Source organism: Mycobacterium sp. Aquia_213 (assembly GCF_026625985.1).
Lineage (GTDB): Bacteria > Actinomycetota > Actinomycetes > Mycobacteriales > Mycobacteriaceae > Mycobacterium.
In genome coordinates this window covers 3203851-3219555 of record NZ_CP113116.1, presented here as the reverse complement: position 1 = coordinate 3219555, position 15705 = coordinate 3203851, and the positions used below count along the sequence as shown (strand labels likewise).

The 15705-nt window shown below is 67.8% G+C and carries 7 protein-coding genes; 4 read left to right on the top strand and 3 right to left on the bottom strand.

The features are described 5' to 3' along the window. Positions 1 to 17 precede the first annotated feature (17 nt). From LMQ14_RS15090 to LMQ14_RS15080, 3 genes are all read left to right on the top strand, one after another. Positions 18 to 6377 (top strand): type I polyketide synthase, encoded by a 6360-nt coding sequence (locus LMQ14_RS15090; RefSeq protein WP_267730390.1) that lies wholly within the window; start codon positions 18 to 20, stop codon positions 6375 to 6377. Beyond that, positions 6377 to 9454: a type I polyketide synthase gene (locus LMQ14_RS15085; RefSeq protein ID WP_267730389.1), complete on the top strand. Its 3078-nt coding sequence runs from the start codon at positions 6377 to 6379 to the stop codon at positions 9452 to 9454. Before LMQ14_RS15090 ends, LMQ14_RS15085 begins: the two co-directional genes overlap by 1 nt. A gap of 158 nt (positions 9455 to 9612) precedes the next feature. After that, positions 9613 to 10683: a type III polyketide synthase gene (locus tag LMQ14_RS15080; protein WP_267730388.1), complete on the top strand. Its 1071-nt coding sequence runs from the start codon at positions 9613 to 9615 to the stop codon at positions 10681 to 10683. Here LMQ14_RS15080 and LMQ14_RS15075 read toward each other — a convergent pair. The 3 genes from LMQ14_RS15075 to LMQ14_RS15065 form a co-directional block, all read right to left on the bottom strand. Continuing rightward, complete coding sequence (locus LMQ14_RS15075; RefSeq protein ID WP_267730387.1) at positions 10666 to 11964, bottom strand: cytochrome P450; 1299 nt, start codon at positions 11962 to 11964, stop codon at positions 10666 to 10668. The genes LMQ14_RS15080 and LMQ14_RS15075 overlap by 18 nt on opposite strands. 5 nt (positions 11965 to 11969) lie before the next feature. Beyond that, positions 11970 to 13736 (bottom strand): ABC-F family ATP-binding cassette domain-containing protein, encoded by a 1767-nt coding sequence (locus LMQ14_RS15070; protein WP_267730386.1) that lies wholly within the window; start codon positions 13734 to 13736, stop codon positions 11970 to 11972. Positions 13737 to 13809: 73 nt separating this feature from the next. Further along, on the bottom strand, positions 13810 to 14169 hold the full coding sequence (locus LMQ14_RS15065) for a YbaB/EbfC family nucleoid-associated protein (RefSeq protein ID WP_267730385.1): 360 nt from the start codon (positions 14167 to 14169) through the stop codon (positions 13810 to 13812). Between the two features lie 204 nt (positions 14170 to 14373). Here LMQ14_RS15065 and LMQ14_RS15060 point away from each other — a divergent pair, with 204 nt between their 5' ends. Further along, the gene (locus LMQ14_RS15060) at positions 14374 to 15678 is read left to right on the top strand and encodes an EspA/EspE family type VII secretion system effector (RefSeq protein ID WP_267730384.1); all 1305 of its coding nucleotides are present in this window, start codon (positions 14374 to 14376) and stop codon (positions 15676 to 15678) included. Positions 15679 to 15705: the final 27 nt, after the last annotated feature.

Sequence of the window (15705 nt, the reverse complement as noted above, 5' to 3'; positions counted from 1 at the left end):
GACGCCAAGGAGCGCCCGTGTCGGACACCGACAAACACCTTGATTACCTGAAGCGGCTCACCGCGGATCTGCGGCGCACGCGGCGGCGGGTGGCGGAGCTGGAAGGCAAGCTGTCCGAGCCGGTGGCGGTGGTCGGCATGGCATGCCGGTATCCGGGCGGAGTGGATTCGCCGGAAGCATTGTGGGACATGGTGGTTGAGGGCCGCGATGCGGTGTCGGACTTTCCCCCGGATCGGGGTTGGGACGTAGCGGGGCTGTTCGACGCCGACCCCGATGCCCCGGGCAAGATGTATGTGCGGCAGGGGTCATTTCTGGCCGACGCGGGCGATTTCGATGCCGGGTTCTTCGGCGTCGGCCCCAGCGAAGCGCTGGCGATGGACCCACAGCAACGGTTGATGCTGGAGTTGTCCTGGGAAGCCTTGGAGCGCGCGGGAGTTGACCCGCTGGGATTGCGGGGTTCGGCGACGGGTGTGTTCGCCGGTGTGATCCATGCCGGCTACGGCGGGCAGGTGGAAGGCGAGCTGGAGGGCTACGGGCTCACCGGCTCGACGTTGAGTGTGACCTCGGGCCGGGTGTCGTATGTGCTGGGTCTGGAAGGCCCGGCGGTGTCGGTGGATACGGCGTGTTCGTCGTCGTTGGTGGCGCTGCATCTGGCCGCGCAGTCGTTGCGATCGGGTGAATGCGACCTGGCCCTGGTCGGCGGCGTCACGGTGATGGCCACGCCGGCCGCCTTCGTCGAATTCAGCCGGCAGCGCGCGCTGGCCCCCGATGGCCGCTGCAAGGTGTACGCCGGGGCCGCCGACGGCACCGCCTGGTCGGAAGGCGCCGGCGTCCTGGTGGTGGAGCGGCTGGCCGACGCGCGCCGAGCCGGCCACCCGGTGTTGGCGATCGTGCGCGGTACCGCCGTCAATCAGGATGGCGCCTCGAACGGGCTGACCGCTCCGAACGGGCCCTCGCAGCAACGCGTGATCCGCACGGCGCTGGCCAGCGGGGGACTGACCGCGGCGGACGTCGACGTGGTGGAGGGCCACGGCACGGGAACCGTGCTGGGTGATCCGATTGAGGCGCAAGCGTTGTTGGCGACCTATGGCCAGGATCGGCCGGCGGACCGTCCGCTGTGGTTGGGGTCGATCAAATCGAACATCGGCCACACCTCGGCCGCCGCGGGCGTGGCCGGGGTCATCAAGATGATCGAGGCGATCCAACACGGGGTGCTGCCGCAGAGTCTGCACGTGGATGTGCCGTCCCCGCACGTGGATTGGTCCGCGGGTGCGGTGTCGTTGCTGACGGAGTCGCGGCCGTGGCCGAGCGGGGACGGGCCGCGCCGCGCCGGGGTGTCGTCGTTCGGGATAAGCGGGACCAACGCCCATGTGATCATCGAACAGCCGCCCGCTCCGGAGGCCGAAGACATTGCTGCCGAACCGGATTCGATCCAGACGGCGTGGGTGCTGTCGGCTCGCTCCGATCAGGCCTTGGCCAATCAGGCCAAGCGGTTGCTGGCGCGCCTGTCCGGTGACGCGAAACTCAACCCGGTGGACGTGGCCTGGTCCCTGGTGACGACGCGGGCGGTGTTTGACCATCGGGCAGTGGTGGTCGGCGCGGACCGGGACCGTCTGATCGCCGGATTGAGCGAGCTGGCCGCGGGTGAACCGGGCGCGGGTGTGGCGGTAGGCCGGGTCCGCTCGGCGGGCAAGACCGTGTTCGTGTTTCCCGGCCAAGGGTCGCAGTGGCTGGGGATGGGCCAGCAGCTCTACGACCGCTTCCCGGTGTATGCGCGGGCGTTTGACGAAGCGCTCGCCGCGCTGGATCCGCATCTGCGGTTACCGCTGCGGCAGGTGATCTGGGGCGAGGACGCCGAACTGCTGCAGAGCACGGAGTTCGCACAGTCGGCGCTGTTCGCCGTCGAGGTGGCGTTGGCCGCGTTGCTGCGGCATTGGGGCGTGCTCCCTGACGTGGTCACCGGCCATTCCGTGGGCGAGATCACCGCGGCACACGTGGCGGGCGTGTTGTCGCTTGCCGATGCGGCCAAAGTGGTTGCGGGGCGCGGTCGGTTGATGGCGGCGTTGCCGCCCGGAGGCGCGATGGTCGCGGTCGCCGCGAGCGAAGCCGAAGTAGCGCCGCTGCTGACCGCCGACGTGAATCTGGCGGCGGTGAATGCGCCCAACGGCGTGGTGATTTCGGGCCCCGATGCGGCGGTCACCGCAGTGGCCGACGGGCTCGCACAGCAGGGCCGGCGGGTGCACCGGCTGGCGGTATCGCACGCGTTTCATTCCGCGCTGATGGAGCCGATGCTCGAGGAATTCGCGCAACTGGTCGCCGGGGTGTCGGCCTCGCCGCCGCGAATAGGCTTGGTGTCCAACCTGACTGGACAACTGGCCGGGCCCGGCTACGGATCGCCCCAATACTGGGTCGAACACGTGCGCCAGCCGGTCCGTTTCGCTGACGGGGTGCGGGCCGCGGAGTCGTTGGGCGCCCGGGTCTTCGTGGAAGTCGGTCCCGGTCGCGGTCTCACCGCTGCCGTGGAGCAGTCGTTGACCACCGAGCAGGCGACATCGGTCGTCACGCTGGCCAAAGACCGCTCAGAAGCGGAGTCGGCGCTCTGTGCGCTCGGGCATTTGTTCACGATCGGCGTGACAGCCGATTGGCCCGCCGCGGTCGGCGACGGGCGCCGGGTCGACCTACCCACGTATGGGTTTGTCCGGCAACGATTCTGGCTTCCCCTTGGTTCGGTGGGATCGGGCAATGTGGGCAGCGTCGGTTTGACCCGCGCCGCGCATCCGTTGCTGGGCGCGGTGGTGGAGCGGCCCGACTCCGGCGGCGTGGTGCTGACGGGCTCGCTGTCGGTGAGCGGATCGCCATGGCTGGCCGATCACGTCGTCGACGGCGTGGTGTTGTTCCCCGGCGCCGGGTTCGTCGAGCTGGCTTTGCGGGCCGGCGACGAGGTCGGCTGTTCGGTGGTGGATGAGCTGACGTTGTTGGCGCCGTTGGTATTACCGCCGGGCGGCGCGGCTCGCGTGCAGGTCGTCGTGGATGCCGCAGGGGAGTCCGGGTCTCGGGCCGTGTGGGTGTATTCGCGTGGAGCGGCGATGGATTCGGTCTGGGTGCTGCACGCGCAGGGCGCGTTGAGTGCCGTGCCGCCCGAACCCGCGGCGGACTTGTCGGTGTGGCCGCCGGTCGGGGCTTCCGTGGTCGAGGCCGGCGACGTGTACGACGTGTTGGCGGCGCGGGGCTACGACTACGGGCCGGCATTCCGCGGTCTTCGAACCCTGTGGCGGCGCGGGCAAGAGGTCTTTGCCGAAGTAAGTGCCGGCGACGGTGTGACCATGAGCGGCTTCGGGATTCATCCCGTCGTGCTGGACGCCGCGTTGCATGCCTGGGGGATCGCCGAGGGTGGCGATTCGACGATGCTGCCGTTCTCCTGGCAGGGAGTGTGTTTGCATGCCGCCGGGGCATCCCGGGTTCGGGTGCGGATCGCGCCGGCGGGTACCGGGGCGGTGTCGGTGGATTTGGCGGATGCGACAGGCCTGCCGGTGTTGTCGGTGCGGGAGTTGGTGGTTCGGCCGATCTCGATCGGCGCGCTATCGGCCGCCTTGGCGGCCGCAGCCGGTGGCGGTGGCGGACTGTACGAAGTCACCTGGTCCCCGGTGTCGTTGGAGCCCAACGCTGTTGCCGCCGAGGGTCTGACGGTGTGGGAGCCGAGCTCCGGTGACGCGATCGGGTCGGTCTATGCGGCCACTCATGAGGCGTTGGGTGTGCTGCAGTCGTGGCTGGCCGGCAGCGATGCGGGGCCGTTCGTTGTGCTGACTCATGGTGCGGTCGGGCTGTCCGGTGAGGATGTCACGGATTTGGCGGGTGCGGCGGTATGGGGGTTGGTGCGTTCGGCGCAGGCCGAGCAGCCGGGCCGGGTGGTGCTGGTCGATTCGGACGGGTCGTTGGACGTCGCCGAGGTCATTGCCTGTGGCGAACCGCAATTGGTGGTGCGTTCCGGCGTCGCGCATGCGGCGCGGCTGGGTGCCGTCGGGGCCGGCGCGGTGCTGGAGTTGCCGGCCGGCGGCTGGCGATTGGCCGCGGGTGGCGGCGGCACCTTGGAAGACGTCGTGGTTGCTCCGGCCGGGCCGACGGAGCTGGCGGTCGGGCAGGTGCGGGTGGCGATGGCCGCGGTCGGGGTGAATTTCCGGGATGTGTTGGTGGCGTTGGGGATGTATCCCGGTGGCGGCGAACTCGGCGCCGAGGGCGCGGGGGTGGTGCTCGAGGTCGGCCCCGGCGTTGAAGGCCTCGCCGTCGGCGATGCGGTGCTGGGCTTGGTGGGGGTTGTTGGTTCCGAGGCGGTGGTGGATGCGCGGCTGGTGACCACGGTGCCCGCGGGATGGTCGCTGCCCCAAGCCGCGAGCGTGCCGGTGGTGTTCCTGACCGCCTTGTACGGATTGTCGGCGCTGGCCGGGCTGAAGGCCGGCGAGCGGGTGCTGGTGCACGCCGCCACCGGCGGGGTGGGCATGGCCGCGGTGCAGCTGGCCCGGCACTGGGGCGCGGAGGTGTTCGCCACCGCGAGCCGCGGCAAGTGGGACACGTTGCGCGCGATGGGGTTTGACGACGACCACATCGGCGATACCCGAACGCTGGATTTCGAGGAGAAGTTTCTCGCCGCCACCGGCGGCGCCGGCGTCGACGTGGTGCTCAACTCGCTGGCCGGAGACTTTCTCGACGCGTCGCTGCGGTTGCTGGTCGGCGGCGGACGGTTCATCGAGATGGGCAAGACCGACCTTCGCGACCCCGCCTCGATGGCTCCGGGCGTGATGTACCGGGCCTTCGACCTGATGGAGGCTGGCCCCGACCACATCGCATCGATGCTCGCCGACCTGCTCGAACTGTTCGGCGCCGGCGTGTTGAAGCCGTTGCCGGTCAAAACGTTTGACGTGCGATGCGCGTCGGCCGCGTATCGGTTCGTCAGTCAGGCCCGTCAAATCGGCAAGGTGGTGCTGACGCTGCCGGATGGCCCCGACGATCCGGTGCTGGCGAGTTCGGGCGGCGGCCTGGCCGGTGGCAGCGTGCTGATCACCGGGGGCACCGGGATGGCCGGCTCCGCGGTGGCCGCACATCTGGTGGCCCGCTATGGGGTGGCCCATGTGGTGTTGGTCAGCCGCAGCGGCGCCAATGGCGAGGGCGTCGCGGAGTTGGTGGATCAGCTCAAAGCGGCCGGGGCCGAGGTGTCGGTGGTGGCCTGCGATGTTGCCGATCGAGATGCGTTGGCGGGGGTGCTTACTCAGCTGCCCGCGCAGTACCCGCTCAAGGGCGTGTTCCACGCCGCCGGAGTGATCGACGACGGGTTGATCGCGTCGTTGACGCCGGATCGAGTGGACGCGGTGTTGCGGAGCAAGGCGGACGGCGCCTGGAACCTGCACGAGCTCACGCGGGATGCGGACCTGTCGGCGTTCGTGCTGTTCTCGTCGATGGCCGGGATCGTGGGTTCCCCGGGGCAGGGCAACTATGCCGCGGCGAACAGTTTCCTCGACGGCCTGGCCGCCTACCGGCGAGCCCACGGTCTGGCGGGATTGTCGGTGGCATGGGGACTCTGGGAACAGGCCAGCAGCCTGACTCAGCACCTCAGCGATCGCGACAAAGCCCGGATGAGCCGGGGCGGATTGGCGCCGCTGTCCACCCCGCATGCGCTACAGCTGTTCGACGAGGCCATGCTTGCCGATCGCCCGCTGCTGGTGGCGGCCCGCATCGACTCGGCGGGTCTGGGCGCGGGCGGCGCCGTGCCGCCGGTGCTGCGTGACCTGGTCGCCCGGCCGGGGCGGCGACTGATCAGTGATGCCGACGCGGCGGTGTCCACGTCGAGCTTGGCCAGCAGGCTGCAAGGACTCAGTCCCGAGCAGCGACACCACCAGTTGGTGGAATTGGTGTGCACCAACGCCGCAACCGTTCTCGGCAGGTCCAATGCCGACATCGAGGCTGCGCTGCCGTTCCAAGACCTCGGGTTCGACTCGTTGACCGCGGTGGAACTGCGTAACCGCATCAAAATGGCTACCGGGCTTACCCTTTCACCCAGCCTGATCTTCGACTTCCCGACGCCGGCGGCGCTGGCCGAACACATCGACGAACAGCTCAGCTCCGTGACACCGAGTGCACCCGCGGGCGGACCGGACCAGCTGGCGCGTTTCAACGACATCGCCCGCGAGTTGCAAACACTGGTCAACCAACCCAATTGGAGCCCGGACGACAGAACCCGGTTGGCCGCCCGCATCCAGGCCATCGCGAGCGAACTGGAAACCCCACCGCCGCTGACATCCAGCGAATCGCACGCTATCGACGACGACATCACCACCGCCACCGAACGCGAACTCTTCGCGATCCTCGATGACGATCTTGGCCCCTGATGTCGCCGACAGACGTCGCGATCATCGGCTTGGCCTGCAGGTTGCCCGGTGCCGCGACCCCGCGTGACTTCTGGCATCTGGTTCGCGACGGGCTGGAGGAGACCCGGCTACCCGGTGATACCGCCGAGTTCGACGCCGACTTCTTCAACCTGTCGCCCCGCGAGGCCCGGGCGATGGACCCACGTCAGCGGATGGCACTCGAGTTGGCGTGGGAACTCTTCGAAGACGCATTTCTGGTGCCGGAAACCCTGCGGGGCGAACAGGTTTCGATCTTCCTCGGCGCGATGACCGACGACTACGCGGTCCTGACCCTGCGCGACGGCGCGGACAACCTCGATCATCACTCGTTCGGCGGCGTCAGCCGCGCAATGATCGCCAACCGGATCTCCTACGCCCTCGGCTTGCAGGGCTCCAGCATGATCGTCGATACCGGTCAGTCGTCTTCCCTGGTCGCGGTGCATCTCGCCTGCGAGAGCCTGCACGCGGGCGAGTCGTCGCTGGCGATCGCCGGCGGGATCCACCTCAACCTGGCCGACGAAACCGCAATGCTCGAAACGGAATTCGGTGCAATGTCGACGTCCGGGCATACCTACGCCTTCGACGGACGCGCGGACGGCTACGTGCGGGCGCAGGGTGCCGGCATGGTCTTGTTGAAGCCGTTGACCGCCGCCATCAGGGACGGAAACAGAATCCGCGCCGTCATCCGGGGCAGTGCGGTCGGCAACGCCGGACACAGCTCCGCCGGCCAGACCGTGCCCTCGGTCCCGGGGCAAGCCGACGTGATCCGCCGGGCGCTCGCCCGCGCCGGGCTGGGCGCCGCCGATATCGATTACGTCGAGGCGCACGGCACCGGAACCGAAGTCGGCGACCCGGTCGAAGCGCGGGCACTCGGTGAGATCTTCGCCGCACGCCAACAGCGCCCGGTTCGGGTGGGATCGGTGAAAACCAATATCGGCCACACCGGCAGCGCCGCCGGAATCGCGGGCCTGCTCAAAGCGGTACTGGCCGTCGAAAACGCCGAGATCCCGCCAAGTCTCCACTACGACGGCACCGCCCCGGGCAACGACCTGAAAAGCCATGGGTTGCAGGTTAATACCGCACTGGCAGCCTGGCCGAACCAAGGCCGGCTGCGACGGGCCGGGGTGTCGTCGTTCGGAATGGGCGGCACGAACGCGCATGTGATCCTCGAGGAGGCGCCCGCGCAGCCGGAAAGTGTTGTGGCCGAGGCGCAACAGGTCACACCGGTGCCGTGGATGCTCTCGGCACGTTCGGGGCGAGCCTTGATCAACCAGGCCGCGCGGTTGGCCGCCTACGTCGCCTCCGACGGAGAATTGACGACCACGGATGTGGCGTGGTCGCTGGCCACCACGCGTTCGGCTTTCGAACACCGGGCGGTGCTGGTGGGCAGCGATCGTGAAGCCCTCACCGCGGGTTTGACGCGGTTGGCCGCCGGGGAGTCGGGGGCGGTCGCCGGCCGGGCCCGGGGAACCGGCAAGACGGTGTTCGTGTTTCCCGGCCAAGGCTCGCAATGGCTGGGGATGGGCCGGCAGCTCTACGACCGGTTTCCGGTATTCGCCCGGGCTTTCGACGAGGCCGTCGACGCGTTGGACGCCCAGCTGCGTTCGGGTTTGCGCGACGTGATGTGGGGTCAGGACCCCGAGCTGTTGGCGAATACCGAGTTCGCGCAGCCGGCATTGTTTGCCGTCGAGGTGGCCTTGGCGACGCTGTTGCAAAGCTGGGGAGCCGAACCCGATCTGGTGATGGGCCATTCGGTGGGGGAGATCACCGCAGCGCATGTCGCGGGCGTACTCACCCTTGACGATGCCGCACGGCTGGTGGCGGCTCGGGGCCGCTTGATGGCGGGCTTGCCGGGCGGCGGTGTGATGATCGCGGTCGCCGCCGGCGAGGACGACGTGATGCCGTTGCTCACCGACGGTGTGGCGATCGCGGCAGTCAATGCGCCTTCCTCCGTGGTGCTTTCGGGTGCCGAGGTCCCGGTGGGTGCCGTGGCCGACCGGTTGGCGCAGCGGGGGGTGCGGGCGCATCGGCTGGCGGTGTCGCACGCGTTTCATTCGGTGTTGGTCGAGCCCATGATCGACGAATTTGCCCGGCTGATCGCAGACATCAAATCCGACGAGCCGCGGATTGGCTTGGTATCCAACGTGACTGGCCAGTTGGCCGGTGCTGACTATGGATCGGCGCAGTATTGGGCCGAGCATGTGCGCTGCCCGGTGCGCTTTGTCGATGGGGTGCGGTTGGCGGAATCGCTGGGCGCCACCGTTTTTGTCGAAGTGGGCCCGGCGGCCGGCCTGAGCGCCGCGGTGGAGCAGTCGCTGAACGCCGAGCACGCCGCCGCGGTGGCGACGCTGGTCGACGAGCGGCCCGAAATCGAATCGCTACTGACCGCGGCCGGGCAACTATTCGTCAGCGGCGTGGCGGTCGATTGGCGGTCGGTACTTAACGGCCTGGGTGGCCGCCGAGTCGAGTTGCCGACGTACGGCTTTGCCCGGCAACGGTTTTGGCTGGATTCGCGGGCAGACGCACCGGCTCCGTTGATCGACCGGGCGGCGGATCTGGCCGGGCAGCTGCGAGCACTGGCTCCCGAGGACCAGCGCCGCCAGCTGGTGGAACTGGTGTGCGCGCATGCGGCAACCGTGTTGGGGCACTCGAACAGTCGTGACATCGATGTCGAGCGCGCCTTTTCCGACATCGGCTTTGAATCACTGACCGGCGTCGAACTTCGCAACCGGCTCAAGGCCGCTACCGGGTTGGCCTTGTCGCGCACGCTGATCTTTGACTTTCCCACCCCGTCGGCGCTGGCCGAACAACTGCGTCATCAACTGCTGCACGACGACCGCGAAGATTCCGATGACGAGAAGACGTGGCAGGCACTGAAAAAAATTCCGCTGCGCGAACTTCGGCGAACCGGCCTGCTCGACAAGCTCTTGCTGCTGGCCGGCGAGTCCGAAATCCGACGGTCCGAACCCGAGGTCGACGACGACGTCATCGATTCGTTGAGCCCCGATGCGTTAATCGCTATGGCGTTGGAATCCGACAGAGCGGATGATGTCGAGTGACGAAATCCGCGCTGGCAGGCCTGATTCCACGCCCCTCACTCTGAGTGATATCCGACACATGTTGAATAGCCGTAGCTTTGCGGCCCTGAACCAGACCGCATAAACTTTCGTGCAATGGGGGGAATCGTTTTACGTAGAGGCTCCGAGTAGAGGCTGGTATGAGCGTCATCGCAGGTGTGTTCGGTGCATTGCCACCGCACCGGTACAGCCAGGGCGAGATTACCGACCAATTCGTCGAGTTCCCGGTCTTGAAGGAACACGAAGCGATCGTCCGGCGTCTGCACGGCGGCGCGAAGGTCAACAGCCGCCACCTCGTCCTGCCCCTCGAGCGATACCTGTCGCTGACCGACTTCACCGAGACGAACGAAATTTTCATCGAAAACGCCGTCGACCTCGGCTGCGAGGCGCTACTGGGCGCTCTCGAGGAGGCGGGGCTGCAGCCCCAGGATGTCGACATGATCGCCACCACGACCGTCACCGGCGTTGCGGTGCCGTCGCTGGATGCCCGCATCGCCGGGCGAGTCGGCCTGCGCCCCGACGTGCGCCGGGTACCGCTGTTCGGACTGGGCTGCGCGGCCGGCGCGGCGGGCGTCGCTACCCTGCACAACTATCTGCGTGGTGCGCCCGACGGCGTCGCGGTGCTGGTGTCCGTCGAGCTGTGCTCGCTGACCTTCCCCACCGTCAAGCCGACCGTATCGGGGCTGGTCTCGACCGCGATGTTCGGCGATGGGGCGGCCGCGGTGGTCGCCGTCGGCGATCGGCGCGCCGAACAAGACCCCCAGCTCCGGCCCAGCGGCCCCGATATCGTCGCTTCGCGCAGCCGCCTCTACCCCGAATCGCTGCACGTCATGGCGTGGAACGTCGGCCCCGCCGGCCTGCAGCCCGTTTTCTCCCCGGAGCTCGCCACGCTCATCGAAGGGCACCTGGCCGACGACGTCGACCGATTCCTCAGCGGACACGGGTTGACCAGGGGCGATATCGAAGCATGGGTGGCCCATCCGGGCGGTCCGAAGGTGATCGACGCGATTGGCAAGAGCCTCGAGCTGCCCCCGGAAGCGCTCGAGTTGACCTGGCGCTCGCTGGGTGAGATCGCCAACCTCTCGTCGGCCTCGGTGTTGCACGTGCTGCGCGACACCATCGCCAAGCCGCCGGCCAGCGGCAGCCCAGGGCTGATCGTCGCGATGGGTCCCGGATTCTCGTCCGAGCTCGTACTACTGCGCTGGCACTGAGTCCGCGATTTCGACGACCAGGCCCGGCGTGGGGGTCAGCGCCGCGAGGTTGGCGGCGCGGATTCGCTGAGCGGGCAGCCGTAGCTTGGTGCGGGCGACCAGCCGGGCAAGCATGACCGTCATCTCGGTCGTGGCCATCGCCGCCCCGATGCACCGGTGCAATCCGCCGCTGAACGGAATGAACTGATGCGGAGCGGGCTTGCGGTAGTCCGCCGAGCCCGGATCCCACCGCTGCGGCCGGAACTCGCGCGGGTCCGGCCACACCTCGGGCAGCCGGTGAGTGACGTAGGCGCTGAAGATCAACAATCGGCCGGCTCGGATGCGGCGCCCGTCGAACTCGAGGTCGCGCATCACCCGTCGGGCCGAGATCACGCCGGGGGAGTACAGCCGCAGCGTCTCGTGCACGACGCCGTTGAGGTAGGTCAGCGCATCCAGGTCGGCCGCGGCGGGCGGCTCGTCGCCCAGTACCCGGCGAACTTCGTCGGCGGCGTTGTCCCACGCCCCGGGCAACGTCAGCAGGGTATAGAGCGCCCAGGCCAGCGCGCCGCTCGTGGTCTCGTAGCCGGCGGTGATAAGCGAAATGATCGAGTCACGAATCTCGTTGTTGCTCAACGCATATCCCTCGTCACCGCGACCGTTTATCAACATGGTCATCAGGTGGTCGTCGGGCCTGGGCGCGGCGCGGGCATCGGCGATCAGCGCGTCGACGAAGTCGTTGAGGCGCTGTCGGGCGGCCATCGCCCGTCGCCATCCGGGAGAGTTGAGGCGCTGCTGCAGCGCCGCCAGCTGGGGCAGTTGGTGGGTCAGGTCCAGCAGCGGCTGCAGCTGCTCGCCGAGAAAGTCGGAGTGCGCGGCCAGGCGCGAGCCGAACAGGCTCTCCGCGGTGCTGCGCCGGACCGCGGACCGGCACTCCCGATAGAGGTCCAGCCGTTGCCCGGGCCGCCAGGCGTCGATGACCGCGTCGATATTGGACACCATGGTCTGCACGTAGTCCTGGATCTGGCGGTGGCGCAGCCCGGGGGCCACCACACTGCGGCGGCGCCGGTGGTCGTCCCCGTCGCTGACGATCAACGCGGTGGGCCCGTCGACGATGGCCAGGCTCTCGAACGTCTGCGCCCAGCTGAACGCATCGGCATTGGCAAAGACGAATTTGTTCGCCTCGGGTCCGAGCAGATAGGTGTAGCCGTGCCGGCCGACGCCGGAATTGATCACCGGGCCCCGCAGCCGGTACAGGGCGAGTAACCCTTCGCCGGGCAGGTAGCGAACCGGTTCCTTCCGCATGGTGACTACTCGACCACTTCCGAGAGCTCCAGCCAACGGCTTTCCAGCGTTGCGACGTCGTCTTCCAGGGCGCGCAACTCGCCCGTCAACCGGGTGATGCCGACGTGGTCGGACTGGTCGTGGTCGGCGAGTTCGACGTGTTTGGCCGCAATCCGGTCGGCCAGCCGGGCGAGCTGGCGGTCGACCGAGGCCAGTTCCTTCTCGGCGGCCCGGCGTTGCGCACCGGACATCGCCGCGGGCTCGGGTGTTGCCCGTTGCGGTTCCACGGCACCCGTCGACCGGGCGGCCAGCTGCAGGTACTCGTCGACGCCGCCGGGCAGGTGGCGCAGTCGGCCGTCGAGAATCGCGTACTGCTGATCGGTGATGCGTTCCAGCAGATAGCGGTCGTGCGAGACGACGATCAGGGTGCCCGGCCAGGAGTCGAGTAAATCCTCGGTGGCCGTCAGCATGTCGGTGTCGACGTCGTTGGTGGGCTCGTCGAGAAGCAGGACGTTCGGCTCGGACAGCAAGGTGAGCATCAGCTGCAACCGACGCCGCTGCCCGCCGGACAGCTCGCCGACGCGCGCGGAGAGCTCGGTGAAGCCGAGTCGCTCCAGCAGCTGGGCTGGGGTGACCTCGCGGCCTTCGACCTCATACCCACCGCGCAGCCGGCCCAGCACGTCGGCGATCCGGTCGTCGGCAATGTCGGCCAACCGATCGCCCTGCTGATCGAGCACCGCCAGCTGAACGGTCTTGCCGCGCTTGACGCGGCCGGTGTCCGGCGCGACGGTGCCGGCGATCAATCCCAGCAGCGTCGACTTGCCCGCGCCATTGGCTCCCACGATGCCGGTCCGTTCGCCCGGGCCGATCCGCCATTCGACATCGCGCAGCACCGGGCGACCGTCAAACGAGACCGACACGTCGAGCAGATCGATCACGTCCTTGCCGAGCCGGGCGGTCGCCAGCTTGGCCAGCTCGACGGTGTTGCGCAGCGGCGGCACATCGGCGATCAACTGGTTGGCGGCGTCGATCCGGAACTTCGGCTTGGAGGTCCGCGCCGGCGGGCCGCGGCGCAGCCAGGCCAGCTCCTTGCGCATCAGGTTCTGCCGCTTGGCCTCCACCGCGGCGGACTGGCGGTCCCGCTCCACGCGCTGCAGGACATAGGCCGCGTAGCCGCCCTCGAACGGTTCGACGATCCCGTCGTGCACCTCCCACGTCGTGGCGGCGACTTCGTCGAGAAACCAGCGATCGTGCGTCACCACCAGCAGCCCGCCGGTGTTGCGCGCCCAGCGCTGTTGCAGGTGGCCGGCCAGCCAGGTGATGCCCTCGATGTCCAAGTGGTTGGTCGGCTCGTCGAGGGCGATGACGTCCCACTCGCCGATCAGCAGTTCGGCCAGCTGCACGCGTCGTCGTTGGCCACCACTGAGGGTGGAAATCGTTGCATCCCAAGCGATATCGGATACCAGCCCGCCGACCACGTCGCGGATGCGCGGGTCGCCGGCCCATTGATGCTCGGGCTGGTCACCAACGAGTGCCCAGCCGACGGTGTGGGCCGGGTCCAGGGTGTCGGCCTGGCTCAGCGCGCTGACGCGCAATCCGCTGCGCTGGGTGACCCGGCCGGAGTTGGGCCGCAGCTGACCGCTCAGCAGGCGCAGCAGGCTGGACTTGCCGTCCCCGTTGCGCCCGACGATGCCGATGCGTGCGCCGTCGTTGACCCCGAGTGAGATCGAGTCGAATACCACTTGAGTCGGGTATTCCAGGTGAACGGCCTCGGCCCCCAGTAGGTGCGCCACCGGGCCGACGCTAGCAAGAGTTCATCCCCGGCCCGATCGCCGGATCGGGTGACAGGCCTAGCAGGGGCCGGCGCTATACGCGCGTCCGAAGGTCCCCGAGCTGCTGTTGGAGCGCACCGACGATGGCTGTGAGCGCGTCCTCGAGCTGCCCTTCCTCGGCGTCGGCGGCTGCGAGCGCGGCGGCCTGCGCCTTGCGCAGGGCCTCGTTGATGCGCTCTCGAACCGTTTCGGCGCCCAACCGCAGCAGGCCGTGTTCGATCTGCAGGCCGGTGAGCCAGCGATCGCCGTTGACGACCACCGTCACGGTTCCGGTTTCGTCTGTGGCCGTGAAGGTTTCGGTCTTCGCCCGATGCATCTGGTCCTCCAGGACCGAGATGAACTGCTGCGTTTGCTGCAGCGCCACAACCGCCTGCGGGTCGTTCTCGGTACTCATCTGAAGTCCTCACTGCCGGGAAAAGCCTGCTGCCGGTGCACGCCGATAGCGTTCTCAGCCGGTGGCCGCTCATTAATGTACAGGGCTCGTGATGCCGTGTGAGCCAGAAAATTTGGCGCGCCGGCTTGGCGCGACCGCTGTTACGCTGCATGGCGCACATAGTTTTTCACGGGATTAACACCACGTGTACACCAAGCAAAGAACTTGCGCGACAAGCAGATCCAGCGAGTGCGGGAAGGCTACGTCGGAATGGATGCGGAAACCATGTTGGCGGTGGCGAAGGCTATCGCCAACGCCACCACCGGTGTCAAAAATTTGGGGGATGGCGATCGGGTCGGCGCGGCCGCGAGCTTTACCGCGGCAGCACAGAATGTCCTCCAGGAATTGGTGAAGGCGTGGGGAACAGAGACCGCCAAATCGATGCTCAAGGTGAAACCGACGCTTGTGCTGGAGAACGCCATAGCCATGACTGGTCTGGTGGAATTGGTCAACGGATGGTCGGTTCCCGAGAAGGGATCGGTGCTGAACGACGCCTCAAAACTGAATTTCCAGTTGGCCCTTGAGAAATTGAAGACGGCCATGCCGGACCCACAGCACTGGTCCGGAAAGGCGGCGCTGGGCTACGGGCACGTAAACAAAGAGATACAAGCGTGCGTGCAAGAGGTGATTGCGGCGGATGCGCAGCTTCAAGTCTGGATGCAAGCGCAGTCCGAGCAGGTTTTGTATACGCGGCGCGCATTCTCCTATACAAAAACTGGACTAGTCGCTTGCCTTCCCGTTGCCTGGGGCATCTACCTCTATACGTTTAGTTCATTGGCGTCCAATCCGTTTACCGCTGCCATGGCTCTGAACGGTGCGCTAACCGCCACTCGGGTCTTTCAATATGGGGTTAGCGTCGGAGCCCTCGGGACTCTTATCGGCTTTGCGAGCGACCACATGATCACCGTGAGTTCGATGTCGCAATTCGACGCGGTGGCGGGCAAGTATGACGCCGCTCGCAGCAGGTTGTTTATCCCGGAGACCGCCCCGCCCCTGCAAGCGGCTCCGACATCGACCGGGACAACCGTTCGCAGCTTCGGCTCGCCGTCAGGCGCCGGCGGAAATTTCCCGGCCACCTCCTCGAGGCCGTACCCCGTCGCCGGCTCCAAGCCGTACCCCGTCGCTGGCCGTACGGGGAGTTACGTGGCGGGCCCGACCAACGAGCCTGTGCACGCGCCGGCCACACCGGATCCGCGGCCCGAACCGAATACACCAGCCACACCGTCTCAACCGGCCACACCATTCACGCCAGCCGCGACGCCCGCAGCGTCGGCCATGGCGCAACCCGCCGGTCAAGGGAGTCAAGGCGCCGGTCGAGGGGTCCAAAAGAAGGCCACCACCGAGGAGTCCGCGCCCGGGGATGATGCCGTCGGTGCCGCGGCGGCCGTGGGCGCCGAAGGGGCCGAGCGTGCACCGATCGAGGCCGCGGCGGTGCGGCCGGAACAGCCATCGACGCGGTCGACGCCGTAGCCGGCCAAGACCCATCGCAATAGACGT